General features: G+C 61.8%; 24 protein-coding genes and 2 pseudogenes. 8 read left to right on the top strand and 18 right to left on the bottom strand.

The window, feature by feature from the left end:
* From AC3IT9_RS11505 to AC3IT9_RS11470, 8 genes and pseudogenes are all read right to left on the bottom strand, one after another.
* Positions 1-804: a hypothetical protein gene (locus tag AC3IT9_RS11505; protein ID WP_423505564.1), complete on the bottom strand. Its 804-nt coding sequence runs from the start codon at positions 802-804 to the stop codon at positions 1-3.
* Positions 785-2,491, bottom strand: a complete 1,707-nt coding sequence (locus AC3IT9_RS11500; protein ID WP_489273107.1) for a GspE/PulE family protein — start codon at positions 2,489-2,491, stop codon at positions 785-787. The genes AC3IT9_RS11505 and AC3IT9_RS11500 overlap by 20 nt, the downstream gene beginning before the upstream one ends.
* 84 nt (positions 2,492-2,575) lie before the next feature.
* Positions 2,576-3,109 (bottom strand): response regulator, encoded by a 534-nt coding sequence (locus tag AC3IT9_RS11495; RefSeq protein WP_151214989.1) that lies wholly within the window; start codon positions 3,107-3,109, stop codon positions 2,576-2,578.
* Positions 3,110-3,473: 364 nt separating this feature from the next.
* Complete coding sequence (locus AC3IT9_RS11490) at positions 3,474-5,024, bottom strand: ABC transporter substrate-binding protein (RefSeq protein ID WP_489273106.1); 1,551 nt, start codon at positions 5,022-5,024, stop codon at positions 3,474-3,476.
* Between the two features lie 9 nt (positions 5,025-5,033).
* Positions 5,034-5,381, bottom strand: a pseudogene (locus tag AC3IT9_RS11485) (hypothetical protein); the annotation flags it as partial.
* Positions 5,382-5,389: 8 nt separating this feature from the next.
* Positions 5,390-6,046: an SCO family protein gene (locus AC3IT9_RS11480; RefSeq protein WP_150724268.1), complete on the bottom strand. Its 657-nt coding sequence runs from the start codon at positions 6,044-6,046 to the stop codon at positions 5,390-5,392.
* 27 nt (positions 6,047-6,073) lie between these two features.
* Positions 6,074-6,319: pseudogene (locus tag AC3IT9_RS11475) on the bottom strand (hypothetical protein); the annotation flags it as partial.
* Between the two features lie 313 nt (positions 6,320-6,632).
* Complete coding sequence (locus AC3IT9_RS11470; RefSeq protein WP_150724270.1) at positions 6,633-7,241, bottom strand: lytic transglycosylase domain-containing protein; 609 nt, start codon at positions 7,239-7,241, stop codon at positions 6,633-6,635.
* 195 nt (positions 7,242-7,436) lie between these two features.
* Here AC3IT9_RS11470 and gspG point away from each other — a divergent pair, with 195 nt between their 5' ends.
* The 3 genes from gspG (at position 7,437) to AC3IT9_RS11455 (ending at position 9,770) form a co-directional block, all read left to right on the top strand.
* On the top strand, positions 7,437-7,871 hold the full coding sequence (gene gspG, locus AC3IT9_RS11465) for a type II secretion system major pseudopilin GspG (protein ID WP_057715501.1): 435 nt from the start codon (positions 7,437-7,439) through the stop codon (positions 7,869-7,871).
* A 14-nt stretch (positions 7,872-7,885) separates the two neighbouring features.
* Positions 7,886-9,073 carry a type II secretion system F family protein gene (locus tag AC3IT9_RS11460; RefSeq protein WP_489273105.1) on the top strand — a complete coding sequence of 396 codons (1,188 nt, stop codon included), beginning with the start codon at positions 7,886-7,888 and terminating at the stop codon, positions 9,071-9,073.
* A 187-nt stretch (positions 9,074-9,260) separates the two neighbouring features.
* On the top strand, positions 9,261-9,770 hold the full coding sequence (locus tag AC3IT9_RS11455) for a hypothetical protein (protein WP_489273104.1): 510 nt from the start codon (positions 9,261-9,263) through the stop codon (positions 9,768-9,770).
* 142 nt (positions 9,771-9,912) lie between these two features.
* Here the strand turns inward: AC3IT9_RS11455 and AC3IT9_RS11450 are convergent, their stop codons facing one another.
* Positions 9,913-10,809, bottom strand: a complete 897-nt coding sequence (locus tag AC3IT9_RS11450; protein ID WP_489273103.1) for a LysR family transcriptional regulator — start codon at positions 10,807-10,809, stop codon at positions 9,913-9,915.
* Between the two features lie 145 nt (positions 10,810-10,954).
* Between AC3IT9_RS11450 and AC3IT9_RS11445 the strand changes: the two genes are divergently transcribed.
* On the top strand, positions 10,955-12,382 hold the full coding sequence (locus AC3IT9_RS11445; protein ID WP_489273102.1) for a mechanosensitive ion channel domain-containing protein: 1,428 nt from the start codon (positions 10,955-10,957) through the stop codon (positions 12,380-12,382).
* A gap of 121 nt (positions 12,383-12,503) precedes the next feature.
* On the opposite strand, the gene ycaC is transcribed toward AC3IT9_RS11445, so the two are convergent.
* From ycaC to AC3IT9_RS11420, 5 genes are all read right to left on the bottom strand, one after another.
* Positions 12,504-13,130, bottom strand: a complete 627-nt coding sequence (gene ycaC / locus AC3IT9_RS11440) for an isochorismate family cysteine hydrolase YcaC (protein WP_007977200.1) — start codon at positions 13,128-13,130, stop codon at positions 12,504-12,506.
* A gap of 71 nt (positions 13,131-13,201) precedes the next feature.
* Positions 13,202-15,040 carry an amidohydrolase gene (locus AC3IT9_RS11435; protein ID WP_489273100.1) on the bottom strand — a complete coding sequence of 613 codons (1,839 nt, stop codon included), beginning with the start codon at positions 15,038-15,040 and terminating at the stop codon, positions 13,202-13,204.
* Complete coding sequence (locus AC3IT9_RS11430; RefSeq protein WP_489273098.1) at positions 15,040-15,648, bottom strand: antibiotic biosynthesis monooxygenase; 609 nt, start codon at positions 15,646-15,648, stop codon at positions 15,040-15,042. The genes AC3IT9_RS11435 and AC3IT9_RS11430 overlap by 1 nt, the downstream gene beginning before the upstream one ends.
* Positions 15,641-16,057 (bottom strand): DoxX family protein, encoded by a 417-nt coding sequence (locus tag AC3IT9_RS11425; protein ID WP_150724276.1) that lies wholly within the window; start codon positions 16,055-16,057, stop codon positions 15,641-15,643. The genes AC3IT9_RS11430 and AC3IT9_RS11425 overlap by 8 nt, the downstream gene beginning before the upstream one ends.
* A gap of 257 nt (positions 16,058-16,314) precedes the next feature.
* Complete coding sequence (locus AC3IT9_RS11420) at positions 16,315-16,674, bottom strand: DUF6124 family protein (RefSeq protein ID WP_477784023.1); 360 nt, start codon at positions 16,672-16,674, stop codon at positions 16,315-16,317.
* A 436-nt stretch (positions 16,675-17,110) separates the two neighbouring features.
* Here AC3IT9_RS11420 and AC3IT9_RS11415 point away from each other — a divergent pair, with 436 nt between their 5' ends.
* Positions 17,111-17,416: a transposase gene (locus tag AC3IT9_RS11415; protein WP_150753137.1), complete on the top strand. Its 306-nt coding sequence runs from the start codon at positions 17,111-17,113 to the stop codon at positions 17,414-17,416.
* Entirely contained in the window at positions 17,413-18,249 is an 837-nt protein-coding gene (locus AC3IT9_RS11410) for an IS3 family transposase (RefSeq protein WP_224789174.1), read from the top strand. Before AC3IT9_RS11415 ends, AC3IT9_RS11410 begins: the two co-directional genes overlap by 4 nt.
* 420 nt (positions 18,250-18,669) lie before the next feature.
* Here the strand turns inward: AC3IT9_RS11410 and AC3IT9_RS11405 are convergent, their stop codons facing one another.
* On the bottom strand, positions 18,670-19,590 hold the full coding sequence (locus AC3IT9_RS11405; RefSeq protein ID WP_489273096.1) for a LysR family transcriptional regulator: 921 nt from the start codon (positions 19,588-19,590) through the stop codon (positions 18,670-18,672).
* A gap of 164 nt (positions 19,591-19,754) precedes the next feature.
* On the opposite strand from AC3IT9_RS11405, the gene AC3IT9_RS11400 reads away from it, so the two are divergent.
* The gene (locus AC3IT9_RS11400) at positions 19,755-20,192 is read left to right on the top strand and encodes a helix-turn-helix domain-containing protein (protein ID WP_223448653.1); all 438 of its coding nucleotides are present in this window, start codon (positions 19,755-19,757) and stop codon (positions 20,190-20,192) included.
* A gap of 9 nt (positions 20,193-20,201) precedes the next feature.
* Here the strand turns inward: AC3IT9_RS11400 and AC3IT9_RS11395 are convergent, their stop codons facing one another.
* A complete protein-coding gene (locus AC3IT9_RS11395) occupies positions 20,202-21,026 on the bottom strand; it encodes an alpha/beta fold hydrolase (protein WP_150756491.1) in 825 nt (274 codons plus the stop codon).
* Positions 21,027-21,060: 34 nt separating this feature from the next.
* Positions 21,061-21,636: a flavodoxin family protein gene (locus AC3IT9_RS11390; RefSeq protein WP_489273095.1), complete on the bottom strand. Its 576-nt coding sequence runs from the start codon at positions 21,634-21,636 to the stop codon at positions 21,061-21,063.
* A gap of 307 nt (positions 21,637-21,943) precedes the next feature.
* Between AC3IT9_RS11390 and AC3IT9_RS11385 the strand changes: the two genes are divergently transcribed.
* Positions 21,944-24,748: an ATP-binding protein gene (locus tag AC3IT9_RS11385; protein ID WP_489273093.1), complete on the top strand. Its 2,805-nt coding sequence runs from the start codon at positions 21,944-21,946 to the stop codon at positions 24,746-24,748.
* On the opposite strand, the gene AC3IT9_RS11380 is transcribed toward AC3IT9_RS11385, so the two are convergent.
* On the bottom strand, positions 24,713-26,197 hold the full coding sequence (locus AC3IT9_RS11380; RefSeq protein ID WP_489273092.1) for an ATP-binding protein: 1,485 nt from the start codon (positions 26,195-26,197) through the stop codon (positions 24,713-24,715). The genes AC3IT9_RS11385 and AC3IT9_RS11380 overlap by 36 nt on opposite strands.
* Positions 26,198-26,216: the final 19 nt, after the last annotated feature.

Genomic DNA, 26,216 nt, shown 5'->3' with positions numbered 1-26,216 from the left:
TCAGGCCACCGCCCGAGACATGAGGTACAGGCAATCGCGTACGGCTGTCCGGTCTTCTTCGAGGGTGCGCAGATGCACACCTGGCACGTCGGGATGCGAATCGATGCGCGCCGGTGCATGCAGGTAGACATTCAACGGCCGTTCGCTGGTGGAAGCCTGCAACTGGTTTTCACGACCGATCAGCGCGGTCAGCGCGGCATCGCTGTCGCTGCTGCCCACCGAGCGCACCGAGGTCCAGCGTCCTTCCCGGGCCAGCAGCAACACGCTGCGTACCGGTTCGGCAACGACGAACAGGAAGTCCCCGGCATCAAAGCTCTTATCGAAATGGTTGAACGCCGCCATCAGGTACGGCTGCACCGAACGCAGGCGCAAACCGCGAGCACTGACCAAGGCGCGCAGGCGTTCAAGCAAGTCCTGTGGCAGCGCGGTGGCGATACGGTCGTAACCGGCGGGTTCGGCCGAGAGCACCAGGCTCCAGGGTTGCGTCGGGGCACCGTAGAGGTCTTCGAAACACAGGTGGGCGTAGCCGAGCAATTCGGCCGGGCTGCTGATCTGCTCGCTCCAGGGCACCAGGCAATAGCGGCTGAAATGCCCGGAGATCACCACGGTCAGTTCCGCCCTGGCAACGCTGTGTTCGGCGAGCAACCGGTCGAGGGTGTCGAGGGCCACCGTCCAGGCCTGGAAGCCTTCATCGATGTAGCCGACGCTGCCCAGCCAACGGGTTGCAGCGCCTTGCCGTTGCCCCAGGCCAACACCGCTGGCGCCGAGCACGGCTACAAATTGCTCACGAGATAAAAGTGACACGATTGATCTCCTCGAGCGTCGTCCGGCCCTGCTCCACCATCTCCAGCGCCGACTCGCGCAACAGGCGCAAGCCACGCTTGCAGGCATGCGCCTTGATTTTCGAAATGGGTTGGCGCTCGACGATCATTTGCCGCAGTTCGTCGTCCAGGTGCAGCAGCTCGGCAATCGCGCTACGCCCGCGATAACCGGTGCCCCGGCAATGCCCACAGCCCTTGCCGTGGACGAACTGGTAGTGAGCGACCTTTTGCGGATCAAGCCCCGAGACCTCCAGCTCCTCCTCTGTCGGGCTGTAAGGGCTGCTGCAGCTGGTGCAGACCAGGCGGATCAAACGCTGGGCCAGCACGGCATTGAGTGCCGAGACCAGACTGTAGGGATCGATTTCCATCTGGGTAAATCGGCCGATCACGTCGAACACGTTGTTGGCGTGAATGGTGGTGAACACCAGGTGACCGGTGAGCGCCGATTGCACGGCGATCTGTGCAGTGTCCGGGTCGCGGATTTCACCGACCATGATCTTGTCCGGGTCATGGCGCAGGATCGAGCGCAGGCCCCGGGCGAAGGTCAGGCCTTTTTTCTCGTTGACGGGGATCTGCAGCACGCCCGGCAGTTGATACTCCACCGGGTCTTCAATGGTGATGATCTTGTCCACGCCGTGGTTGATCTCGGTGATCATCGCGTACAGGGTGGTGGTCTTGCCGCTACCGGTCGGCCCGGTCACCAGCACCATGCCGTAGGGTTCGGCGGCCAGCCGGCGCAGCTGGCGCAGGGTTTCTTCTTCAAAGCCCAGGGCCTGCAGTTGCACGCCGCAGACTTTGTCGGCGAGGTCCTGCTTGTCGAGTACCCGCAGCACCGCGTCCTCGCCGAAGATGCTCGGCATGATCGACACCCGGAAGTCGATCTGCCGGCCGCTGATGCCGATCTTGAAGCGGCCATCCTGGGGCACGCGCTTTTCGCCGATGTCCAGTTCGGCCATGACCTTGACCCGGGAAATCACTTGCTCGGCGAACTCGCTGCCCTGGATCTTGCTGATGTTGTTGAGCACACCGTCGATGCGGTACTTGATCACCAGACCGCTGCCGGTGGTGCCGAGATGGATGTCGCTGGCGTGCATTTTCAGCGCGTCGTACAGGGTCGAGTTGACCAGCTTGACCACGACGCTGGAATCTTCGCTGATGCTGGTCAGGGACAAACTTTGCAGGTTATCGATCTCGGCGCCGGCGTCGCTTTGGGCGTTGAGCGACTCCACCGCATGGAAGCTTTCTTCGTGACGCGCCAGATAGGCTTTCAGGTCATCGGCATGCACCAGGTACAGCGGCGCGCCTTGCAGGCATTCATCGATCCAGGCCAGGCGTGCACTGTCGAAGGGGTCGGCGAACACACCGATGACCGCATCGTTATGACACAGCAGGATGAATTCGCGCTTGAGGCATTGGGCCAGGGTCACCCGGTCGAACACCGGGGTGGAATTGAACAGGCTGTCGGTGTCGAGCACCGGGTAGTGCAGGGTTACACCGAGGCATTGAATGAAAGGCATGGGAGCCAGTTCGCACAGTCCCCTCAGGGCGTCCAGCATCCGCTCGCCGGAACTGGTGGCCAGGGCTCGGGCCTGGGCCAGTTGTTCACTGGTAAAACGAGTCGGTGCACATTTCGGTTGCGCCGGTTCTACGGCAAGGGATAGACGGTCCATGGCTTGCTCTCCAACGCCCGGGGCTTTGGGCCCTGTCGGCGCGGCGAGCCATTTCGGCGGGGGCCGGAACGTCTTGTCGCGCCACTACTCCCCGGTGAGCAATTGTTCGTCGTCTGGCGCCTTGGCGGCCGATATACTTTTTCGGCGATCTGCCAGCACCCAACTACCGTCGTACAACTGCAGCGGGAAACTCTCGGTCCTGCTCTGGCGTCGTTCGACAAAGCCTTCGCAAGTGCCCACCCCCGCTTTGGGTTCGCGTTGCCTGCCCAGAAGATCAAGCACGGCACGGGCCAGTTCCGCCAATGGAAACGGTTTGAACAGGATATGGCTGACGCCCAGTTGCCGGGCCCGCTCGCAAACTTCCGCGGTGGGATGCCCTGTGATCAGCACGAAATGACACTTCCTGTTCTGGCGGACGGCATCGAGCACCTGAAAGCCTTCCATATCGGGCAAGCGGTAATCGAACACCATCACATCGGGCGCGAAATCGTCAGCTTCAACGATTCCTTGCGCACCGTCGTGGGCAATCCGGACTTCCAGTGCTTGCGCCTGCAGGTAACCCTGGAGGTTCTCCGCCAGCAACTGTTCGTCATCAACAACCAGTACTTTGTTTAACAAGGTGGACTCCTTGAAACCGCAGGTCCGGGTTTTGAACCTGACGGAGTGCGCGCCCTGACTGGACTAACGCACACTTCATGCCAGGCTGGGCGCCGGTAATTTTAGGACTTCATGTCCTTGAATTTAAAAAACAATGCCTTTTCGTAGCGCAATTCCATCCCCCAAAAACGGGGAAAGCGACCGGATTGGCACTGAATTTTTCCCCCCACTGTTGGGGAAACCCCCTATTGATCGTCAATCCGTTCGATTCGATTGCGCGAGCGCAATGGCGCCGACGCCCTCGTCCCGGTTAAGCGTAGCCCTGCGGTTTCGACAGTGGAAGCGACTGCACCGAGTGGTATCGAGTTTCATCATCAACCTCCGGTCAGGGTGTGGCAGCAATGGGTTTATAGGGGGCGACCAGGTAGAAACGCTGGCCCGGCAGATCCACCGTGACGATATGGGCACCGCTCAGGCCCAGGCGCCGGCCCGGACCAAAGCTCATCAGCGGCGTCAGCCCGGTATCGAAGTCACGCAGGCCTTCCAGGGCACTGACCAGCTTCTCGCGACTGGCATTGCGCCCGGCCTGCTTCATCCCTTCGCTGAGCAGCATCATCGAACTGAACGCGCCCACTTGCAGCACCGCGTGCTGGCCGCCGAGGCCCTGATGTTCGCGCAGCTGGGTCAAGGCCAGGCGCCCGGCCAGGGTCCAGTCGCTGGGCACGAACGGATAAGCCAGGAACACCCGCCGGGAAAATCCGCTGGGCATCTGCGTCAGATTGCCCGCCACCTGGTTCGAGGCGGCGAACAGGTAAGGCACCTGCCCCGCCGTTTGCAAGCGCTCGGCCAGACGACTGAAGCCGCTGCTGCTGCCCAGGTAAAACACCGAGCGCGACCCCAAGGGAAAATCATCCCCGGCCGGGTCGTAGGCTTGCAGGCGCACCTTTTGCCAGGCGTGTCGCTGCAAGTACTGGCTGAGTTCCTGCGCCGCCAGTCGTTGGCCGGGTTCGTCCGGGTAGGCGATCAGCGTCGGCCCCTGAAGCACCCGCAGGCTGGCCCTGGCGTAGTCGGCCAGGGCGATCAATTGCTCGCGAAGGCCCGGCAGCGGTTCGAATATCTGCGGGCTGGTGTGGGGCGTGCCCTGCAAGGACAACGGCCCGATCAGGGGAATGCCGGCCTGTTCCAGACGCACGGCGAAGCTCACGTCCAATGCCGGCGCCATCGGTGCGATCAGGGCAAACACCTGCTCTTCATCGATCAACCGGTCCAGTGCCTTTTCGGCACTGGCGCGGTCGGCGCCGGGGTCGAGGATGGTCAGGCGCAACTGCCGGCCATGAATTCCGCCAGCCTCGTTGATGCGCGCCACGCAGCCTTTGAGCACCGCCGCCACCGTGATGCCCTCCTCGCCCAAGGGTCCGGAACCCGGCAACAACGTGCCCAGGTGCAGACTGTCGGGGGCCAGGCCCGGGTCGCCGTCTTCGGCCAGGTGCTTGAGGTACGCCGTGAGGTTACGTTGATCGATCATCGACAACACGAACCGTGGCATCGTCGGATCGAGCCGATTGTTGCCCGGGTCGCGCCCCTCCTGCACCGCCCGCGCCAGGGTGATTTCGCTGTAGGCCGGATAACTGCGACCGTTGATGTGCTGCTGGCCATGGCTGCTGGCCAGCCGCGACCAGCGCAGGTCCGGCGGTCGCACCTTGCCTTCCGGGCGCCCGAGGCCATCCTCGCCATGACAACTGGCGCACGGCAGGCGGGTGGCCGGCAGCAGCATGCCCGCCGCGCCGACCCGGACCATGACCGGTTCGCCGTTGGCCGACACGCCTTCGTGGTACAGCCGCTTGCCGGCACTTTCACTGGGGTTCAGCGGCAGCGCCTGGGCACTGAGCGCGATGCCGCCGAAGAGCAGCAGGCCAAGGACGAGGGCAGCATTCATGGCCGTGGCTCAGCGACCGGCCACGGGCATTGCCAGCAACTGCAAGCGCTGGGCAATGGCCGCGGCCGGGGCGTCGGGACGGCTTTTGCTCCAGCGCCTGTTCGCCGCGTCACCGACGATCAACAAGCTGGAGTGTTGCTCGGGATTCGGCACGATCTGGCCTATACGGCCCCATACAAGGTCCATTTGCACCTTGTCGTCGGTAAGAAAAAACCAGTGGGGCCCATCGATGCCCTGTTTCAAGGTGCAAGCCTTGAGTACCGCCGGGGTGTCCCGCAGCGGATCACTGGTAAGGGAGATTAAGGTGCTGCCGTTCTGGTCCTGCAAGGGTGTGTCGGGGAAGCAGGTTTTCCTGTCGACGGCGCTCATGGCTGATGCTCCATGGCGATGGCGGTGTGCTTGGCGTGGGCGTTGCGTTCACCCCTGAGCTTCTCGACGGCCCGGGCCAGCTCCGTCGGTTCGGTGAGACCGTAGTAGCGGGTCCAGAAACGGTTGTTGCCGTCCCCCACCAGAATCAGCGGCGAGTGGTTCTCGAAGCCACCGCTGTAGGCGCCCAGGCCCTTGAGGGTGGCTTCGACCGACTGTGGCGAACCGGTCAACCAGCTCCAGCCCGGCCCCTTCTGGAAGTTGCGGGCGTAGTCGTTCAGGCGTTGGGGATCATCACGCTGCGGGTCGATGCTGATCGACACCAGTTGCACCTCGGTGCCGACCCGCGCGCCCAATTGTTTCTGCACCTTGCCCATGATCGAGGACACCACCGGGCAGACCGTGGTGCAACTGGTGTAGATGAAGCCCATGACCACGATCTTGTTGCTCACCAGGTCCTTTTCCAGACTGACGACCTTGCCGTCCTGGTCCAGCAGGGCCACGTCGGCAAACCTGATCCGGGCGGTCTCCGGGCTGGCGGTGCTGGCCGCCATGTCGTGCCCGGTGTGCTCGTCCGCCGAGTGAGCCAGCGCCAGGCCGATACCGAAGGCCAACAGGCAGAACGTCAGCAGTGCGCGATGCGCGAATCGGTTCATGTCAGTTTCCTCTTAGTGGGTATCGCCGGGTTCGGCCCGAACACCCGGCGCGACGCCAGACAAGGGCTGGCCCGAGGCTTTGTCCGTCAAACGAAATTGCACGTCGGCAAGGGCCACCGAAACCTCGTCACGCTCCAGCGTCTGCTCGCTCCAGGTGTCGGGCAAAGCGACTTCGTCGAGTGCAGTCGGGGGCGCGGTCCGCCATACCCCGAACCCGATCAAGGCCATCCCGAGAATCACCGCACTGCCAGCGACTGTGATGGTCCTGTCCATGTCAAAACTCCCCTTCAGAATCTGCTAGCCGGCAATCTCGATGCCGAGCATCGATGTCACCAACAACAGCAAATTGATCAGGAACGAAGGGTGGGATATGCCGATCATGGACTCGGGCCTCGCTACGGGTTATCGGGGAACACTTCTCGACAAATCGACCGGAGCAATCCGCATGCCACAAAAAAATACGTTGTTAATCAGCTTGTTATAATCACGACTTGATCGGTCGGGGGATATTCCCCACCCAATCCCCCCACTTTTTCGTCGGGGCCACCATTCCCCACTATTGGGGAAAATTCCCCCGGGATTTCGATCACAGCGGCGCATCCGCGGACAACCCCTGTAAACGCCGATAGTGGTTCAGCACGTTAGGCACGTAACGTTGGGTTTCGGCGAACGGCGGGACTACATTGCCCCGGCTGAGCACCGCTTGCGGGCCGGCGTTGTAGGCGGCCACGGCGAGGCGGATATCGTTGTCGAACATCGTCATCAGGCGCTTGAGATAGCGGGCGCCGCCCTGGATGTTGGCTTTGGGGTCGTAGGCATTGGTCACACCCATTTCGCGGGCGGTGGCGGGCATCAACTGCATCAGCCCGCGAGCGCCTTTGGGTGAAGTGGCGCGGGCGTTGTAGCGCGATTCGGTCTTGATCACTGCATGCAGCAGCGCCGCCGGTAGTTCGTTGGCCCTGGCTGCCGCCGAAACCAGCTCGGCGTAGGGTTGCGCGGCGATCATCTGCGGTTGCTGATCGAGCCTGACCACCGCTGCATCAGGCTCACGAATCACCCGTTCATAGTGGCGTCCGGGGCGGTGGACATTGGACAGGACATAGTTGCCCTTCGCGTCCACGGAAACGAATACATCGGCCTGTGCGGCGCCAGCGAGCGCGAGTAATCCGAGCAATCCTGCGTTGATGGCTTTCATTGGTACGCCTCCCCTGCCCGGCCCCGAAAAATGGGGGTATTGCCCCAATGGCCGGTAGTAAAACAGCCATACGCAAGCACTGTGCCGTAAGTGAAAAGGCCCGTAGCACAGGGGGTGCAAAAGGATGTCCAGTCATGAGCATGGCAATTGCATGCGCTTGTATAGCGACTCTGCTGTCGACTGAGGGAGATCATCATGAATCAGCGACTGTGTTATGCCCGGCGAACCCAAAGCGGGTTCACCTTGCTCGAACTGTTGGTGGTGCTGGTGGTACTGGGGCTGTTGGCCGGCATCGTGGCGCCGAAGTATTTCGCCCAACTGGGCCGCTCCGAAGTGAAAGTGGCCAAGGCGCAGATAGAAGGCTTGAGCAAGGCCCTGGACCTTTACCGTCTGGAGGTTGGCCATTACCCATCCACCGAACAAGGCTTGCAGGCACTGGTCACAGCCCCCGCCGACGAACCGCGCTGGACCGGCCCGTACCTGCAGAAAAAACTCCCGCAAGACCCCTGGGGCCGCAACTACGCCTATCGCTATCCCGGTGAAAACAGCGAGTACGACCTGTTGTCCATGGGCAAGGACGGGCAGCCCGGTGGCGAAGGCGAGAACGCCGAAGTCACCAACTGGAACTGACGGGAATGGCGACCATGCGCTTTCATCTCAAGGCCGTCGGCAAGGCCGGTGTCGTCTCGATGACCGTCGAGGCGCCGGGGCACAGCGAAGCCAGGCGCATCGCCGAAGACCAGGGCCTGCGGGTGGTCAGCCTGCACGCCGAGCGACATTGGCGCGCGTTGCGCTTGCACAAGCGCGAGACGTTCAACCTGGTGTTGTTCAGCCAGGAACTGACCACTTTGCTCAACGCCGGCCTGCCGTTGATCGATGCGCTGGAAAGCCTGGCGGAAAAGGAAACCGCGCCACAGGCCCGCAAAACCTTGAGCGAGCTGGTGCGCCTGCTTTACGAGGGTAAATCGTTTTCCCAGGCCCTGGGGCAGCTGTCGGCGGTTTTCCCCCCGCTGTACATTGCGCTGGTGCAGTCCAGCGAAAAGACCGGTGCCGTGGGCGATGCCCTGGGCCGCTATGTCAGCTATCGCCAGCGCATGGACGAGGTTCGCCAGAAGATCATCAGCGCTTCGATCTACCCCTTGTTGTTGCTGGTGGTGGGCGGTGGCGTGGTGTTGTTTCTGATGGGGTATGTCGTACCGCGCTTCAGCCTGGTGTTTGAAGGACTGGGGTCGAACCTGCCATGGATGTCGCAGATCCTGATGAGCAGCGGCATGTTCCTGCATGCCCATCAGGGCGAATTCTTCGGGGGCTTGCTGGCCATCATCGTCGCCCTCACCCTGCTCCAGCGCCAACCGGCGTTTCGTCGGGGGCTGGACCACCTGATCGAAAAACTCCCCGCAGTGCACCAGCGCATCTTCATGTATGAACTGGCGCGCTTCTACCGCTCACTGGGGATTCTGCTGCAAGGCGGCATTCCCCTGGTCACCGCCATGGGCATGGTCCGTGGCTTGCTCACCGTCGCCTCCCGCGCACGCCTGGACCAGGCCTGCGAGCGGGTGCGCGAGGGGCAATCACTGTCTGCCGCGCTGGAACTCAATCACCTGGTAACCCCCGTGTCCCTGCGCCTGCTGCGCGCCGGCGAACAGTCCGGCAACCTCGGGCAGATGATGGAGCGCAGCGCCGACTTCTACGACGAAGAAATCAGCCGCTGGATCGAATGGTTCGTGCGGCTGTTCGAACCTCTGCTCATGACCTTCATCGGCCTGTTGATCGGGGTGATCGTGATCCTGATGTACATCCCGATTTTCGAGCTGGCCTCAAGCATTCACTGACCCCTTGGAGCTGAGCCTTTGGAGCTGCCCCTTTAGAACTGGGTCCGGCTGTACGTTGCATTCTTTTTCAACGTTGCAGCCGAATAAACCGGTGCGTTGAACTGTTCATCAAGTTCCCACGGGGAAAAAAGCAGCACATGGCAAAGTTCATCTACGTTCCAATCTGAATAAAAAGACGGAGAACGACATGCTCATCAATAAGCTTTTACTGGCAGTAGCTATTGGCGCGGTTCTGTCGGCGTCTACCGTATTGATTCCGGACAGCCTGTCCGGAGTTTCCACTGCTCAGGCCAAGGATGGGGGTAGTGGCGGTAGTGGCGGTGGTGGCGGTGGTGGCGGAAGTGGTGGGGGCGGCGGCAGTGGAGGCGGTGGCGGCAGCGGTGGTGGTGGCGGCAGTCACGGCGGTGGCAGTGGAGGCGGTGGCAGTCACGGAGGAAGCGGCAGTGGTGGCAACAGCGGCAGCGGCCATAGTGGCGACCATGGCAGCAACAGTGGCCATGGCAGTGCCAACAGTGGTTCGAGCCACTCCGGATCGGTCTCGTCCTCAGGACGCAGCGGCACCCATGATGAACCCGGGGACGACCATGGCGTTCATCGGTCCGGTGAAGTCGGCGACGATCACGGCGTTCATGCCAATGGCGAGCCTGGCGATGACCGTGGTGTCCATGCCGAGCCCGGTGATGACAAAAGGAGCTGATCCCTGCTGATTCCCATACAACACAAAACCCTGTGGGAGCGGGCTTGCTCGCGAAGGCGGTGGGTCAGTCGACTCAATGTTCGATGACACACCGCCTTCGCGAGCAAGCCCGCTCCCACAATAGATTGTGTGAACCATCTCATTACAACCCACCCTCAGACTGATCCAGTTCTTCGCGCAGGAACTCGACCAGCGCCTGCACCGGCCGCGAACTCTGCCGGTGTTGCGGGTAGACCGCCGATAACGTCAGCGGCTCCGGCCGCAAATCCTCCAGCACCTCCACCAGCCGTCCATCCTTCAACGCCGACCCGACAATGAACGTCGGCAAATACGTGATCCCCAGCCCGGCAATCGCCGCGTCCTTGAGCAATTCACCGTTGTTGACCCGCATCCGCCCGCTGACATTGACGCTCAATGGCTTGCCCTGCCCCGCAAAACGCCATTGCACCTGTCGACCATGGCCGTACGGCAGGCAGTCGTGACCGTGCAAATCCTCTGGCTTGAGCGGTGTGCCGCGTTCGGTCAGGTACGTCGGGCTTGCGCAATACACCCGTTCAATGGAGGCAATCCGTCGGGCGATCAGTGTCGAGTCTTCCAGCGTACCGATGCGCAGCGCCAGGTCGTAGCCCTCACCGAGCAAATCCACGGGACGATCGCTCAAATCCATCTCTACCGTCACGTCGCGATAGCGCTGCAAAAACACCGGCAACAGGCAGCCCAGATGCGCCAGTGCGAACGACAGCGGCGCACTCACACGAATGGTCCCCCGTGGCTCGGTGGTCTGGCCGGCGATGCCCTGTTCCACTTGTTCGACTTCGCTGAGCAGGCGCAAGGCTGACTCGTAATAGCTTTGCCCCAGCGGCGTGACATCCAGGCGCCGGGTCGAGCGATTGAGCAAGCGCACGCCCAGGCGCTCTTCGAGTTGCATCAAGCGGCGGCTGACAAACTGCTTGGACAGGCCCAGTTGATCGGCGGCTGCCGTGAAGCTGCCGGAATCCATCACCTGACAAAAAATACGCATATCTTCGAAGGGGTTCATTGTCACATCCAGGTTGACAGTCAAACACTTTATAGCCGCTTTTTCCCTTCCGGGCACACCATTAATCTTCGTTCACCGCACTGAAATCACCTTCCCCGAAGGATCTGCGATCTGTTTGCCGCAAGCATTTAAATGGAGTTTCCCCATGTCCTTGTTCCTTGAGCATTTGCTTTCCCTGAGCGCACTGCTGTTGGTAGTCGACGCCCTGCTCTGGCACCTCGCGCCATTCAAGCATCGCGTCAGCCGGGTCGGTGTGCGCCTGGCGCTGTTTGTGCTGTTCAGCGCGGTGCTCATCAACGCCGGCGTCAGCCCTTTGCAGGCGCCATTGTTTGCCGATGATCCCGTGGCGCAGCTCGGGGCCACGGCGCTGGGGATTCTCTGGTGGTTGTACGCCGCGCGGGTGCTGACCGAAGTGATCGGACTGGCACTGATGCGGCGCATCGGCCACAGCGGCCGGCTGCTGCAGGATGTCATTGGCGCACTGGTGTTCCTGATTGCCGTGGTGGCCGCTGCCGGCTACGTGCTGGAGCTGCCGGTGAAAGGTTTGCTGGCGACCTCCGGTGTCGTCGCCATCGTGGTGGGCCTGGCATTGCAGAGCACCTTGAGCGACGTGTTCTCCGGCATCGTGCTCAACACCACCAAGCCGTACCAGGTCGACGACCGGGTTTCCATCGACGGTATCGAAGGCAAGGTGCTGGACATCGACTGGCGCGCCACCCACCTGCTGACCAGCGCCGGCAGCACCGCGGTGGTGCCGAACTCGGTGGCGGCCAAGGCAAAGATCGTCAACCTCAGCCGCCCGTTCAATATGCACGGCGTGTCGATCAGCATTCAGGTGCCCAACCACATCCGTCCGCGTCGGGTCCTCGATGCCCTGGACCGCACCCTGCAAGGCAGCAGCAGCCTGCTGCTCGATCCGGCGCCGAAAGCCGTGCTCAAGGAAGCTGGCGAAACCATGTCCGAATACGTGGCCAGCGGCTTCATCGCGGAACTCGGCAAAAAGGGTGAAGTGCGCAATCAACTGTTCGACCTGGCCCATCGGCACCTCGAAGCGGCTGGTATTTCCCGGCAACCCGATGGGGTGATCGAGCCGTCGACCCGCGCTCGGGCCTTGCTCGATGAAGTGAAGATCTTCCGTTCCCTGAGCGCCGAGGAACGTGATCGCCTGGCCCAGAACATGGTGGCGCAGCAATACGCGGCCGGTGAGGTGGTGCTGGATCTGGAAGAAGTACCGGACAGCCTGTTCGTCATCGCCACCGGCGTGGTCAGCGCTACCGTCCTCGACGGCAGCACGCAGATCGAAGCCGGGCGCATGGGGCCGAGTGAAGTCATGGGCGAACAGAGCATCCTCGCCGACACCCCGTCCCAGGCACGGTTCACCGCCATGACCTCAAGCATCATTTACCGCCTCGACAAATCCCTGACCCGCAGCTGCATGGAGCAACGTCGCGAAGTCGACCGGGCGCTGAACAAGCTGCAAGCGGTGCGCCAGCAGAACAGCCGGATGGCGTTGATGGCCAAGCCGGTGGTGGTCAGGAAAGGTGGATTTTTGAGTTGGTTGCAGAGTCGCTGATCCACGGCTCACACAAAACACTGTGGGAGCGAGCTTGCTCGCGATAGCTTTCTGTCAGTCAACAGGTGTGTCGACTGATACGCCGCCATCGCGAGCAAGCTCGCTCCCACAGGTGTACGTCTTACTTCGCAGTGAACTTCATGTAGCTGTTGATCAGGTTGCGATAGTTCGGCAGGCGTTCGGACAGCAGGTTGGCCAGGCCTTCCATGTCGTTGCGCCAGTCGCCTTGCAGCTCGCAGGCCACGGAGAACCAGTTCAGCAGGTGCGCACCGGCGGCCGACATGCGCGCCCACGCAGCTTGTTGCACGGTGGTGTTGAAGGTGCCGGAAGCGTCGGTCACCACAAACACCTCAAAGCCTTCGGCAATCGCCGACAGGGTCGGGAACGCCACGCACACGTCGGTCACCACACCGGCGATGATCAGTTGCTTGCGACCGGTGGCCTTGATCGCCTTGACGAAGTCTTCGTTGTCCCAGGCGTTGATCTGGCCCGGGCGTGCAATGAACGGCGCGTCCGGGAACTGCGCCTTGAGCTCAGGCACGATCGGGCCGTTCGGACCGCTGTCGAAACTGGTGGTAAGGATGGTCGGCAGCTTGAAGAACTTGGCGATGTCGCCCAGCGCCAGCACGTTGTTCTTGAACTCGTTGGGCGAGAAATCCTGTACCAGCGAGATCAGGCCGGTCTGGTGGTCGACCAGCAATACCACGGCATCGTCTTTGTTCAGGCGTTTGTACGGAACGTTGCTCATTGGAAACTCCTTGATGGATGGTTGTCGCAGTCAGCGCCGAACTGTTGGGTCGGCGCTTTTTTTTGAATTCGTCAGAAGGCAAAACACGAGCAGCCAAAGGCGCCCCAGAAACCGGCGAAATCGCTGACCGGCGCGTTCGACAGGCGCGCCCGTTCATGACTGTGGGAATGCACCGCGCACGGGCCGCTGCAATGGTGAACCTGGGCCTGCATCGGCGACGTCGGGCGCCAGTGACCGGGCACCTTCACCACCGGCGACCAGTCAGGCAGCACCGGCACACTGGCCGGCCCGAGCTTCTCGAAGTCACCGGCGCCGTACACCACCTTGCCGCCGACCACGGTCAACACCGACTCGATCCACTTGATCGCCTCTTCATCGACGCTGAAAAAATCCGCGCTGAGGGCGGCGACGTCGGCCAGTTGCCCGACCTTGATCTGGCCCTTCTTGCCTTGCTCCGACGAGAACCAGGCGCTGCCGTGGGTGAACAGCTCCAGCGCCGTCAGGCGTGAAAGGCCTTCGGCGTGCAGCTCCATGCCGCCGACGGTGCGACCGCTGACCATCCAGTACAGCGAGGTCCACGGGTTGTAACTCGACACCCGCGTCGCGTCGGTACCGGCGCCCACCGGTACGCCCTCGGCCAGCATGCGTTTGATCGGCGGCGTGGCTTCGGCCGCTTTCGCGCCGTAACGCTCGACGAAATATTCCCCCTGGAAGGCCATGCGATCCTGAATCGCAATGCCGCCACCCAGGGCCCTCACCCGCTCGATGTTCTGCGGGGTGATGGTTTCGGCGTGGTCGAAGAACCACGGCAAGCCGTTGAACGGAATGTCGCGGTTGACCTTCTCGAATACGTCGAGCATGCGGCTGATGGATTCGTTGTAGGTGGCGTGCAAACGGAACGGCCAGCGTTGCTCGACGAGGTGGCGCACCACCGACTCCAGTTCGGCTTCCATGGTTTGCGGCAGGTCCGGGCGCGGTTCGAGGAAGTCTTCGAAATCCGCCGCCGAGAACACCAGCATTTCCCCGGCGCCGTTGTGCCGCAGGAAATCGTCACCCTGGTGCAGCTTCACGCTGCCGGTCCAGTTCTTGAAGTCGGTCAACTCTTCCTTGGGCTTCTGGGTGAACAGGTTGTAGGCGATGCGCACGGTCAGTTGCTCGTCCTTCGCCAACTGTTCGATCACCTGGTAATCGTCCGGGTAATTCTGGAAACCGCCACCGGCATCGATGGCGCTGGTCAGGCCCAGGCGATTGAGTTCGCGCATGAACTGACGGGTCGAGTTGACCTGATACTCCAGCGGCAGCTTCGGCCCCTTGGCCAGGGTCGAATACAGAATCATCGCGTTGGGCCGCGCCACCAGCATGCCGGTCGGCTCGCCGTTGGCGTCACGCACGATCTCGCCACCCGGCGGGTTCGGCGTGTCGCGGGTGTAACCGGCGACGCGCAACGCCGCGCGGTTGAGCAAGGCGCGGTCGTACAGGTGCAACACGAACACCGGCGTGTCTGGCGCCGCCTGGTTGAGCTCCGCCAGGGTCGGCATGCGCTTCTCGGCGAACTGGAATTCGTTCCAGCCACCGACCACCCGCACCCACTGCGGCGTTGGCGTGCGGTCAGCCTGATCCTTGAGCATGCGCAAGGCATCGGCCAGTGACGGCACACCTTCCCAACGCAGTTCCAGGTTGTAGTTCAAGCCGCCACGGATCAGGTGCAAGTGCGAGTCGTTGAGCCCGGGGATCACGCAGCGGCCCTTGAGGTCGATCACCTGGGTGTTCGAGCCACGCAGGGCCATGGCCTGGGCATCGCTGCCGACCGCGACAAAACGACCGTCGCTGATCGCCACGGCGCTGGCGAGCGGTTTTTCGCGGTCAACGGTATGGAATTGACCATTGAACAGAATCAGATCGGCGTTCATCACGGTTCCTCGTGCAATGTGGCGGGAGACAGCCAGGGCGCGAACAGACGCGTCGCCATGGGCATGAAGATGTAAACCACCGACAGCACGATGGTCAGGGTGATCAGGAAGGTGGCCACCACGTAATTGGAGAGCAAGGCGTTGAGCTGTAGCAGCGGCCCCCAGAGCAGCGGCACCAGCAAGGTGTGCGGCAGGATCACCAGCAGCGTCACCACGGCCTGCTTCCAGCGCGGCGGTGGCGTACCGGCTTCGGCCTGGGGCGAGAACCAGAATTCGTTGACCGGATTGACTTCAGTCTGGTCGCCATCGGCCAGCATCGGCGCGGCTTCGTTGACCAGTTCCTGGCGCTGCGGCGAATCGAGCCAGCGCTGCATCGCCTCGGTCGAGCAAAAACGCAGCACACTGGTGTAGGTGTCGAGACCGGCGTGCTTGCCACGCACCACATCCACGCCCAGGTGCCCGACGTTCTGCGCGGCCACCTTGACGATGTTGCGCAGCCAGGCTTCATAAGGCACTTCGAAACCGGCCTTGACCCGGTGCTTGACGATCAGGGTCACCACCTCATCAGGCCCGGGACTTGCCGGCTCACGGTGATTGGATTCAGACATAACGCAAGGCTCCGGCGAAACGGACATTGAGCGCCAGCCGTCCCGGCCCGGCGATGAAAATGCTGGTGAACACGATCAGCAACAGCCAGCCGAACTGGCCTTCGAAGAGCGTCCACTGCGGATGCACGACCAACATCGACACCCACAGCAAAAACAGAATAGGCAAACATGCCAGACGCGCCAGCAACCCGGCGACGATCAGCAGCGGGCACACCACCTCGGCGAAAATCGCCAGCAGCAGCGTCAGGTTCGCGCCCAGATGGAAAGGGTCTTCGATGTTTTGCAACTCGGCACTGTAGTGCAGCAGCTTGGGCAAACCGTGCACCCACAACAGCAACAACCCGCCGCTGACCCGCAGGAACAGCAGCCCCCAGTCTTGCGCCCGATCATCGCGTCGCGAAGCGTCCATGGCCTACCCGCACAAATGAAAAACCACCGGCGTCGATGCGCCGGGACTGGATTCGATAGTGCCGTGACGGGGGGAGAAAAAATTGAATGTACGTGCTCTGTTTGCGGGAAGACCGAGAGCGGCCAAACGGCATGGAACCCTGTGGGAGCGAGCTTGCTCGCGATTACGGCATTACATTCAGCATTGGTGTTGACTGGTACACCGCTATCGCGAGCAAGCTCGCTCCCACAGGGTTATTTGTTGTTGCTTCTACCGGGTTATTCCTGCGGATCGAGATTATCCAGCGCCCGATTCACCGCCAACTCGCCCAACATGATGATCTGCGCAATGCCCAGCAGCGCATTGCGATGAGGGCTTTGCAGAAACCCCGCAAGGTCACTGGCCATGATGCTGGCCGAGGCCAGGGATTCGCAGGCGTGGGCCAGTAGCGTTTCGGTATTGATGTCGGGGGCGATGACAAACATCGTGCTGGGTTTGTGCGATGGAGCCGGGTCTTTTGCGGGGTTCAGGTAGTGATCCAGCGCGCGGTCGGCGGCCTCGTGGAGCTTTCTGGAATCAAGCGAATCGTAGGGGGAAACGTCGTCGGATTGCGGGGGATTCGGGGTTGGTTTGAACATGGCGGAGCTCCTTTATACCTGGTGAAACCACCAAAACCCGTCGCTAAACAAGTAAGGGTGGCAGCTGTACGCAGGTTAGCGAACCGGGAGGTATAAGACCCGGCAGACCCGAAGGCCTCCCGCGCACAGCCACCATGTCGAAAATTGCAGACTGGAGCCTTGTTGCGCTTATACCTGGTCGGGTCGCTAAACCCGGTCGCTGAATTTGCAGCGACAGGGAAACGATAAAGACCGGGTACAAGACTCACAAGCCGGCGGATTCTGGCGTAGTTGTAGGCAACGACGCAAGGCGGCGTAGCTTTCAGGAATAGAGGCTGACGGCTTTTAAACAGCGCTGTCGGAACACTGCGTATTCCCTATGGGAGCGAGCCTGAACTGGCCTAATAATTCCGGACACCTCTTAAGGGCGATATGATTTCGCCAACTTGGAGGTTCCATGAACGAAAGAAAGGTCTATACCCGCGAGTTCAAGCTGCATGCTGCCAGCATGGTGCTTGATGATAACTGCCCGGTTCCAGAAGTGTGTGCATCGCTGGATATCGGCCCTACCGCTTTACGGCGTTGGGTCGATCAGGTTCGCAAGGAACGCGAGGGACAGCCAGTCAAAGGCACCAAGGCGATTACCGAAGATCAGCGCCAGATCCAGGAACTAAAGGCCAAGATCAAACGCATGGAAATGGAAGCCGAGATCTTAAAAAAGGCTACCGCTCTCTTGATGTCGGATCCCGATCGTTTTCGATGATTGCGGAACTAAGAGAGTCATTCCCGACTGCCATTGTGTGTCGTGTTTTCGATGTGAAGCGCAGCAGCTTTTATGAGTGGCTTCAGCGGCGAGCCAAACCGCGGATCAGACGCGAAGACCTCAAGCTGAAAGTGGTTGAACTGCACAGCGAAAGCCGGGAAGCCATGGGTTCCAGAATGATCAGCAAGAACCTGAAGTCCCAAAACATCGCGATCGGAAGAGGCCTTGTCAGGGCGCTAATGAGGGAGGCCAACATTGTCAGTAAACAACGCCAGCCTCACCCATTCAGATCCAAAGGCGTTGAAGCATTTGTCGCGCCCAATCGACTCAAGCGCAATTTTAAGCCGACTGCAGTTGATCAGGTCTGGTGTGGCGACGTTACCAGCTTGATGGTGGGCGAGCGCTGGGTTCATCTGGCCATCGTGATCGATTTGTTTGCTCGCCGCGTCATTGGCTGGGCGTTTTCGCTGGTCAATGACGCCAACTTGGTCAGCAAGGCGCTACGCATGGCGACAGAGGTGCGAGCGTGTCCTCCTGGACTGATGTTCCATTCAGATCAGGGCTGTCAGTACACCAGTCGCAAGTTTCAAGAAGAACTGAAGCGTCATGGCATTTTGCAAAGCATGAGTCATCGCGGGCAGTGCTGGGACAATGCTCCAACGGAGCGTTTTTTCGGCACGCTGAAATCAGAATGGGTGCCTCGTAGTGGCTACAGCAAGATCGAGGAAGCAAAAACCGATATGGTGCGTTTCTTCCTGTACTACAACCGCACCAGGCTCCACAGCTACAACAACTACCTGTCGCCAATAGCCATGGAGCAAAAAGCGGCATAAACACCGTAACCGGTGTCCGGGATTACTTGACCAGTTCAAGCTCGCTCCTACAGAAGAGCAAAGACAGAGCGCGTACACCGCGCCGCTTCTCACCACTCATCAGGCCGAGCGTTAGCTCGCCTGCAGCTCTTGATCTTGATCCACCCGCCCCCTCGGGAGGCTGAGTGGAGGTGTTTATCCGGGGATTGGCGCGCAGCGCCGTTCGACGCAGTCGAACTCATTGCATGTAGGTCGAAGCGAAGCCGACCGGAGGGCAATGCCCCCGGATGAATACCGCAGCGAAGGAACGCCGAGCCTCAGCGAGGGGCCGTACGTAAGGGGCGAGACCTTTTGGTTCCTTTTGGGGCGTTTGCCAAAAGGGACTCGCCGTAAGGGCGAAACCGCCAGCCGCCGTTACCGCAGAAACGGATATGTACTCAGTCAGGAGGGAATATCCAAAGACACAGACATGAACTGACTGATCCGCGACCGCAACCACCGCTCCGCCGGATCATTGTCATGCACCCCGCTCCAGGCCATCGACAACTGCGCCGCCTCAATCTCGAACGGCGGATCCTCAGCCCGCAACCCACACCCCTCCACCAAAGCACACGCCGCATAATCCGGTACGGTGGCAATCATCTCGGTCCCGGCGAGCAACGCCCGCAACCCACTGAACTGCGGCACCCCAAGCACCACACGACGACTACGCCCGACCTTCGCCAGATCCAGGTCGATATTGCCGCTCAAGTCCCCCGAGAACGACACCATCGCATGGGGCCGCTCACAGTACTCATCCAGGGTCAGCGGTCCTGGCCGGGTGTCGCCGCGCAGCACTTTGCAGGGAATATCGCGCAGTTTCTTGCGCTTGGCATTGGCCGGCAGATCCGTGGTGTAACTCACGCCCACCGAGATTTCCCCCGACGCCAGCAGTGTCGGCATCAACAGGTAATTGGCCCGCCGCACGACCACGACAATGCCCGGCGCTTCCTCTTGCAACTGACGCAGCAACGGCGGAAACAAACCGAACTCGGCATCGTCCGACAGCCCGATGCGAAACACATCGCAACTGGTCGCCGGAGCGAACTCCTTGGCCCGGCTGACCGCGCCGGAAATGGTGTCCATCGCCGGTTGCAACTCCTTGAGAATCGCCAGCGCCCGCGCCGTCGGTTCCATGCCGCGACCGTTGCGCAGCAGCAACGGGTCGTCGAACAGATCGCGCAAACGCCCCAGCGCGGCACTCACCGCCGGTTGGCCCATGAACAGTTTTTCCGCGACGCGGGTCAGGTTCTTTTCGAACATCAGGGCTTCGAAAATCACCAGCAGGTTCATGTCGACGCGACGCAGATCGTTACGGTTCATTGGCACGGGTTCCTTGTGTGTGTGTGTTCGGCCAGGCGCGAGGATGAGAAGTGTGTCTGACTTTACCCAAGACTTCCCGCGGTGAGCGAGGAATTAACAACGATTAACTCGCAAGCCAGAGCCTTCGGGTCCAAGAATGAAGCCTACCGACACGGACATTCGCCATGGCTCACGTTCAGCAAAATGCCGCCCCCGCGCCATTCACGCCGGTGCCAAAGAAAAGCACCGGCGGCCTCAGCCCGCAACGCGAAAAACGGGTTAAACAACTGATCCTCGAACGCCTCGGTGACAGCCTTGAAGTCACTGAACTGGCACAGGCTTGCGCCCTCTCGCGCAGTCACTTCTCCCGCGCGTTCAAGTGCAGCACCGGCCTCTCGCCACAGGACTGGATTCGCCAGCAGCGCATTGCCCTGGCCAAGCAATTGATCCAGTACACCAACCTGAGCCTTACGCAGATCAGCCTCGAATGCGGCTTCTGCGATCAGGCGCATTTCTGCCACATCTTCACCCGCAGCGAAGGCATCAATCCGTTTGCCTGGCGCTGTCAGGTGGTGCATGGCCTTAAAAGCAAAAGATCGCAGCCTTCGCCAGCGATCTTTTGATCCGGCTTTTTAACCTTTCAAGAACGCCAACAGGTCAGCGTTGAGCTGGTCCTTGTGGGTGTCCGTCAAACCGTGAGGGGCGCCCGGGTAAATCTTCAGGGTCGAGCCCTTCACCAGTCTGGCGGAGGAGACGCCCGCCGCTTCGTACGGCACCACCTGATCCGCGTCGCCATGCACCACCAGGGTCGGCACGTCGAACTTCTTCAAGTCTTCGGTGAAGTCGGTTTCCGAGAATGCCTTGATGCAGTCATAGGCGTTCTTGTGGCCGGCCATCATGCCCTGCATCCAGAACCAGTCGATCATGCCCTGGGACGGTTTCGCGTCAGGCTTGTTGAAGCCGAAGAACGGGCCGCTGGCGAGGTCAATGTACAGCTGCGAACGGTCGGCCAGCGAGGCCTGGCGGATGCCGTCGAACACTTCCAGCGGCAGGCCGCCGGGGTTGGCTTCGGTCTTGAGCATCAGCGGCGGCACCGCGGAAATCAGCCCGGCCTTGGCCACGCGTCCGGTGCCGTGGCGACCGATGTAACGCGCCACCTCGCCACCGCCGGTGGAGAAGCCGAACAGCACGGCGTTTTGCAGATCGAGCCGCTCGATCAACTGCGCCAGATCGTCGGCGTAATGGTCCATGTCATTGCCCGACCACGGCTGGCTGGAGCGCCCATGACCGCGACGGTCGTGGGCGATGACCCGGTAGCCCTTGGAGGCCAGGAAGATCATCTGCGACTCCCAGCTGTCGGCGTTCAGCGGCCAGCCGTGACTGAAGACAACCGGCTGACCGGTACCCCAGTCCTTGTAGTAAATCTCGACGCCGTCGCGGGTAGTGAAGGTGCTCATGGGTGATGCCTCCTTGATGAGGGTTGGGGGTGAATCAAACCGGTATCAGGTTCATGCGATCGGCCAGGCGCGCCACTCGCTCGCCCAGGTGCGCGGCGGTGCAGCGATCCTCGAGCGGTGGGGCATCGTCGGGGGATTGCTCGACATTCGACTGGGCCATGGCGCCGAGGGAGCTGCCCAGGCGATTGAGTTGGCCGTTGAACGCGCCAGTGCTGGAGCGTGCCGGCAGCAGGTCGAGGCCGACCCAGATCATCGAGTGCTGCGCGGCGAACACCGCCATCTGCAGCAAGGTGTTGAGCTTGTCGCCGCACAGGCAGCCGGAATTGGTGAAGCCTGCCGCGAGTTTGTCGCGCCAGGGCTGGGTCAGGTAGAACGCCGCCGTGGCCTCCATGAACGCCTTGAAGGCCGCCGAGGCGCTGCCCATGTAGGTCGGCGCGCCAAAGATGATGGCATCGGCGCGGTGCAGCCGCTCCCAGTGTTCGTCCACGTCCTCGACCGGAATCAACTGGCAGGTGCTGCCCAGGTGCCGTTCCACGCCCGCGGCCACGGCTTCGGCCATGACCCGGGTATGCCCGTAGCCACTGTGATAGACCACCACCACGTTGCTCATTGCTCTGTCCTTGCGATGGATTGAATCCCTTTGTAGGAGCAAGCTCGCTCCTACAGGCAGAGAGTTTTGGGCGCAGACCGGACTCAGGACGAGTTAAACGTTGTTAATTTTCCATGGCGCGCAAAAAGCCCCGGCAACCGAGATCCATCTGTCGCGCCCAATGATCACGGGGCCGACAGCCGCTGGCCGATACGCTAGAGTCAATGCCTGCCCCTTCAGTCACCCGGGCGGCGCATTGCGCTCTGTAAAAAACCTGAGGAATATGCTCGAAAACCGCGTACTAGACGGATGCAGCAGGAGCGACTCGTTGACCCTTTCCCCCGAACAGGCTGTGCATTTCGGCCCCTACCGGGTCTACCCCGGACAACGCCTGGTGATGGAGGCCGACCAGCCCTTGCGCCTGGGGCGACGCGCCATGGACATCCTGTTGATCCTGCTTGAGCACGCTGGCAACGTGGTGAGCAAGCAGCAACTGATCGCCCGGGTCTGGCCCAACAGCGTGGTCGAAGACATCAACCTGCGGGTGCACATGGCCGCGTTGCGCAAGGCGCTCGGCGACGGCCAGGCCGGCCAGCGCTACATCGTCACCGTGGCCCAGCGCGGGTACAGCTTCGTCGCACCGCACTCACTGGAACAGGCCGAGCAACCGCCAGCGCCCGTGGCCTGCGCGCCGAGCCAGCATAACCTGCCGGTGCGTCGCACACGCATGATCGGCCGGCAGACGCTGGTCGACAACCTGATGGAGCAACTGCCCCGCCAGCGCTTCATCACCCTGGTCGGCCCCGGCGGCATTGGCAAGACCACTGTGGCCTTGCGGGTCGCCGAACGAATGATCGGTCGCTACCGGGACGGCATTCGCCTGCTGGACCTGGCCCCGATCAACTGCCCACTGATGATCGACGGCCACCTGGCGACGTTGCTCGAACTGGCCCTGCACGACGACGCCCCCCTGAGCGGTCTTGCCGACTGTCTGCGCGACAGGCAAATGCTGTTGGTCATCGACAACTGCGAACACCTGGTCGACGCCATCGCCCAGCTCTGCGAAAACATTCTGCGCAGTGCGCCGCACGTGCATATTCTCGCCACCAGCCGCGAGAGCCTGCGGGCCGAAGGGGAATTCGTCCAGCGCCTGGAATCACTCGACTGCCCGCCGCCCATCGCCGTCCTCGACCGGGCCCAGGCCATGACCTTTTCCGCCTTGCAACTGTTTGTCGAGCGGGCCATGGCCAGCCATGACAGCTTTGAACTGACGGACGATGAACTGCCGCTGTTGATCGACATCTGCCACCGACTGGACGGCATACCACTGGCCATCGAACTGGCGGCGGCGCAAGTGGGCAACTTCGGATTGCCCGGCTTGCTGGCGCAGTTGCAAAGCAGCTTCCGGGTGTTGACCCAGCCCTGTCAGATGCCCCTGGCACGCCACCAGACCCTGCGCGCAACGTTGGACTGGAGCTTCGAGCTGCTCAATGCCTGCGAAAAGACCTGCCTGCGCCGACTCAGTGTGTTTCGCGGCAGCTTCACCCTGGAGTCGGCAGCGGCGGTGATTGTCGGCGAACACATCGAACCTCGCGAAGTGTTCGGCTCGATCACGCAACTGGTCGCCAAGTCGCTGTTGAACGTGGAGGTAGGCGACGAGGATGTTTACTACCGCCTGCTCGATACCACCCGCAGCTATGCCCTGGAAAAACTTGCGCAAACCTGCGACCTGCCCGGCACTCGGGAGCGGCATGCCGAGCGTTGCCTGGCGCTGATGCAACAGGCGCAGGACGACTGGGAGAAAACCTCGACCGGCCTGTGGCTCGAACGCTATGGCCGGGCTCTGGAGGACATCCGCGCTGCCCTCGATTGGGGTTTGCACGCGCAAGGGCCGCAGGCACTGGCGATACGTCTGGCCGCGACGTCTACGCCCCTGTGGCAGGAGTTGTCACTGCTCAAGGAGCACGGCGGTTATGTGCGCAAGGCGCTGGCCTTGCTCGAGCAGTCTGCCGAACCTTGCCCGCGCTTGCAGATGGCCCTTAAGCTGGCTTTGGGCAGTGCCTGTTACCACGTTCAAGGAGGTTGCGCCGAAACCGTTGGCGCCTTCGTCAGCGCCAGAGCCCTGGCCAGCCGACTCAAGGATGTGGCCGGTCAGTTGCGGGCGATTTCCGGGCACCTGGCGGTCAACCTCAGCTGCGGCCAATACCAGATGGCCCTGGAACAGAGCCGGCAATTCGATCGACTGGGGCTGCATGACGACGCCCTGATGTCCCTGAGCATGCATCGATTGCGGGTACTCGCCCTGCACTTCTGCGGCGACCAGCGACAGGCTGGGGAGCATGCCGAACAGGTGCTGCAACGCATGGCCCACAGCGGTCATCTCAACCGTTTCACCCATGGCTTCGGCGTGCAATACGACCAGAGCGTCGCGGCGCTGACCATCCACGCGCGCATCCTCTGGCTGCGAGGCCAACCGGAACAGGCCTGGCGCGCAGCCCGGCAGGCGCTGGACATCGCGCTGCAGATCAACCACGGCACGTCGATCTGTTACACCCTGGCGCTCGCCGGCTGCCTGATCGCCCACTACAACGGCGACACCCGCAGCGCCCGCGAACTCCTGCGCCTGCTGCTGCAACAGACGCAGAAACACTCGGTGCTGCTGTTCCATGACTGGGCGCAACACTACGCTCAGGTGATCGGCGGCACCGACGTTCGGCCAACCAGCCGCCAACGTGTCGGTTTGATCAAGGACATCATGGTCACGCTGGATTCAACCTGTGTCGACGATGACCTGCTCGAACGTGCGCAAAGCGGTGTTTCAGACTGGAGCACGGCAGAGATTCTGCGGGCCAGGGCTACGACGTTGCTGGTAACCGATTGCCCGGTCAAAACCGCGACGGCAGAAACCGTACTGCTGAAGGCACTCAACGTGGCCAGGACTCAGGGTGCGCTGGCCTGGGAATTGCGCAGCGCCACCTCGCTGGCGCAGTTGTGGCAACGTCAGGGCAACCCCCAACGGGCGCATCAATTGCTGGCCCCGATCTACCAGCGCTACACCGAAGGTTTCGCCACGCCCGACTTGATGACCGTTCGCCGGCTACTCGACGAGTTGCAATGCCACCTGCGCGCCTGAAGGCCGGTGCGTCTGACTGACGTAACCGGCATAGCGAATTTCGAGGGCGCGCAAGTCTCCACTGAGTTCGAGTTTTTCCAGGGCGTAGGTGCGGGTGGTGTTGAGGAAACGGTAACGGGTCACACCGCCGCCCTGCTCCTGGGACAGCAGTGACTTGAGTGTGAGGTTGTCCAGCACCTCGATCAGCTCGGCGACGGGCAACGCGTCGCAGCTGATCACGCCGATCGCGGCGTCCTGGGTGAAGGCCATCTTGAACACCGCCAGCTGCTGCAATACGGATTGCTCCAGCGGACTCAACCGTTCGTAGCTCCAGTCCAGCGCAGCCTTGAGCGTCTGGTGCCGGGGCACGGCCGTGCGGCGGCCCTGGGACAGCAGCTGAAAACAGTTGTCGAGTTGCGCCTGCAACCCCACCAGCGCCAGCGCATCGATTTGCGCCGCCGCCAATTCAATCGCCAGCGGCAGGCCGTCGAGGCGCCGGCAGATTTCCCGTACGGTCTTGAGGTCTTGCTCGCGCAGGGTGAACCCTTGCTGACGAGTTCGGGCACGGCTGACGAACAACTGCACCGCCGAATAGCCCATGACCTCGGCAACGCTGCGCAGCGCTGACGCCGGCGGCACCGCCAGCGGTGGCAGACGCAATACGGTTTCGCCCGCTGCCTTTAGCGGCTCGCGGCTGGTGGCGAGGATCGACAGTCGCGGCAGCGCAGCCAGCAGCGTTTCGATCAACGTCTGGCAGCGTTCGAGCAGGTGTTCGCAATTGTCCAGGACCAACAAGGCATGCCGCTGCGCCAGCGCCTCCAACGTGGTGCCGACCTCCAGCCCAAGGGTTCGTGTGAGGTGATCGGTCACTTGCGCCGGGTCATCGATCGCCGCCAGGTCCACCAGCCACACGCCGTGCCGATAGTGCTGCAGCAACAGTTCGGCCACGCGCAGCGCCACGGTGGTCTTGCCGATCCCGCAAGGCCCGACCAGGGTCATGAATCGCCGTACCGGCAACTGCCGCACCAGGCTGCCGACAATCGCATCGCGCCCGGTGATCGGCGTGAGACGCGCCGGCAAGTTGTGCAGGGGCTTTTTTAAGGTCTCGCTCGGGAACGCTACGGGCTGCGGCGAATGCTGTACCGGGGCGACAAAACTGTAGCCGCGCTGGGGAATGTTGACGATGTAGCACTGGCCGTTCTGGCCGTCCCCCAAGGCTCGGCGCAGGGCGGCAATGTGAACCCGCAGGTTGATCTCTTCGACCACGGAGCGCGGCCAGACCTGCGCAATCAACTCTTCCTTGCTGACCACCGAACCTGCGTGCTCGACCAGCACCTGCAACACATCAAGGGCGCGGCCGCCCAGGCGCAGCGGTCGATCACCTTGTAGCACCAGGCGCTGACTGAGGTGGAAAGCGTAGGGCCCGAATTGCAACACCGCTTCGCTGTTCAAATCTCTGAGGCTGTTCATGCGCTGTCACCCGCTGGAA

This window comes from Pseudomonas sp. KH_046_1 (genome assembly GCF_057839025.1).
This window is presented reverse-complemented; position numbering and strand designations above follow the sequence as displayed.

Excerpts from the sequence above, each read along its gene's own strand:
- AC3IT9_RS11500 (WP_489273107.1), bottom strand. The coding sequence starts at position 2,491 with ATGGACCGTCTATCCCTTGCCGTAGAACCGGCGCAACCGAAATGTGCA.
- AC3IT9_RS11490 (WP_489273106.1), bottom strand. The coding sequence starts at position 5,024 with ATGAATGCTGCCCTCGTCCTTGGCCTGCTGCTCTTCGGCGGCATCGCG.
- AC3IT9_RS11480 (WP_150724268.1), bottom strand. The coding sequence starts at position 6,046 with ATGAACCGATTCGCGCATCGCGCACTGCTGACGTTCTGCCTGTTGGCC.
- AC3IT9_RS11470 (WP_150724270.1), bottom strand. The coding sequence starts at position 7,241 with ATGAAAGCCATCAACGCAGGATTGCTCGGATTACTCGCGCTCGCTGGC.
- gspG (WP_057715501.1), top strand. The coding sequence starts at position 7,437 with ATGAATCAGCGACTGTGTTATGCCCGGCGAACCCAAAGCGGGTTCACC.
- AC3IT9_RS11460 (WP_489273105.1), top strand. The coding sequence starts at position 7,886 with ATGCGCTTTCATCTCAAGGCCGTCGGCAAGGCCGGTGTCGTCTCGATG.
- AC3IT9_RS11455 (WP_489273104.1), top strand. The coding sequence starts at position 9,261 with ATGCTCATCAATAAGCTTTTACTGGCAGTAGCTATTGGCGCGGTTCTG.
- AC3IT9_RS11450 (WP_489273103.1), bottom strand. The coding sequence starts at position 10,809 with ATGAACCCCTTCGAAGATATGCGTATTTTTTGTCAGGTGATGGATTCC.
- AC3IT9_RS11445 (WP_489273102.1), top strand. The coding sequence starts at position 10,955 with ATGTCCTTGTTCCTTGAGCATTTGCTTTCCCTGAGCGCACTGCTGTTG.
- ycaC (WP_007977200.1), bottom strand. The coding sequence starts at position 13,130 with ATGAGCAACGTTCCGTACAAACGCCTGAACAAAGACGATGCCGTGGTA.
- AC3IT9_RS11435 (WP_489273100.1), bottom strand. The coding sequence starts at position 15,040 with ATGAACGCCGATCTGATTCTGTTCAATGGTCAATTCCATACCGTTGAC.
- AC3IT9_RS11430 (WP_489273098.1), bottom strand. The coding sequence starts at position 15,648 with ATGTCTGAATCCAATCACCGTGAGCCGGCAAGTCCCGGGCCTGATGAG.
- AC3IT9_RS11425 (WP_150724276.1), bottom strand. The coding sequence starts at position 16,057 with ATGGACGCTTCGCGACGCGATGATCGGGCGCAAGACTGGGGGCTGCTG.
- AC3IT9_RS11420 (WP_477784023.1), bottom strand. The coding sequence starts at position 16,674 with ATGTTCAAACCAACCCCGAATCCCCCGCAATCCGACGACGTTTCCCCC.
- AC3IT9_RS11415 (WP_150753137.1), top strand. The coding sequence starts at position 17,111 with ATGAACGAAAGAAAGGTCTATACCCGCGAGTTCAAGCTGCATGCTGCC.
- AC3IT9_RS11410 (WP_224789174.1), top strand. The coding sequence starts at position 17,413 with ATGATTGCGGAACTAAGAGAGTCATTCCCGACTGCCATTGTGTGTCGT.
- AC3IT9_RS11405 (WP_489273096.1), bottom strand. The coding sequence starts at position 19,590 with ATGAACCGTAACGATCTGCGTCGCGTCGACATGAACCTGCTGGTGATT.
- AC3IT9_RS11400 (WP_223448653.1), top strand. The coding sequence starts at position 19,755 with ATGGCTCACGTTCAGCAAAATGCCGCCCCCGCGCCATTCACGCCGGTG.
- AC3IT9_RS11395 (WP_150756491.1), bottom strand. The coding sequence starts at position 21,026 with ATGAGCACCTTCACTACCCGCGACGGCGTCGAGATTTACTACAAGGAC.
- AC3IT9_RS11390 (WP_489273095.1), bottom strand. The coding sequence starts at position 21,636 with ATGAGCAACGTGGTGGTGGTCTATCACAGTGGCTACGGGCATACCCGG.
- AC3IT9_RS11380 (WP_489273092.1), bottom strand. The coding sequence starts at position 26,197 with ATGAACAGCCTCAGAGATTTGAACAGCGAAGCGGTGTTGCAATTCGGG.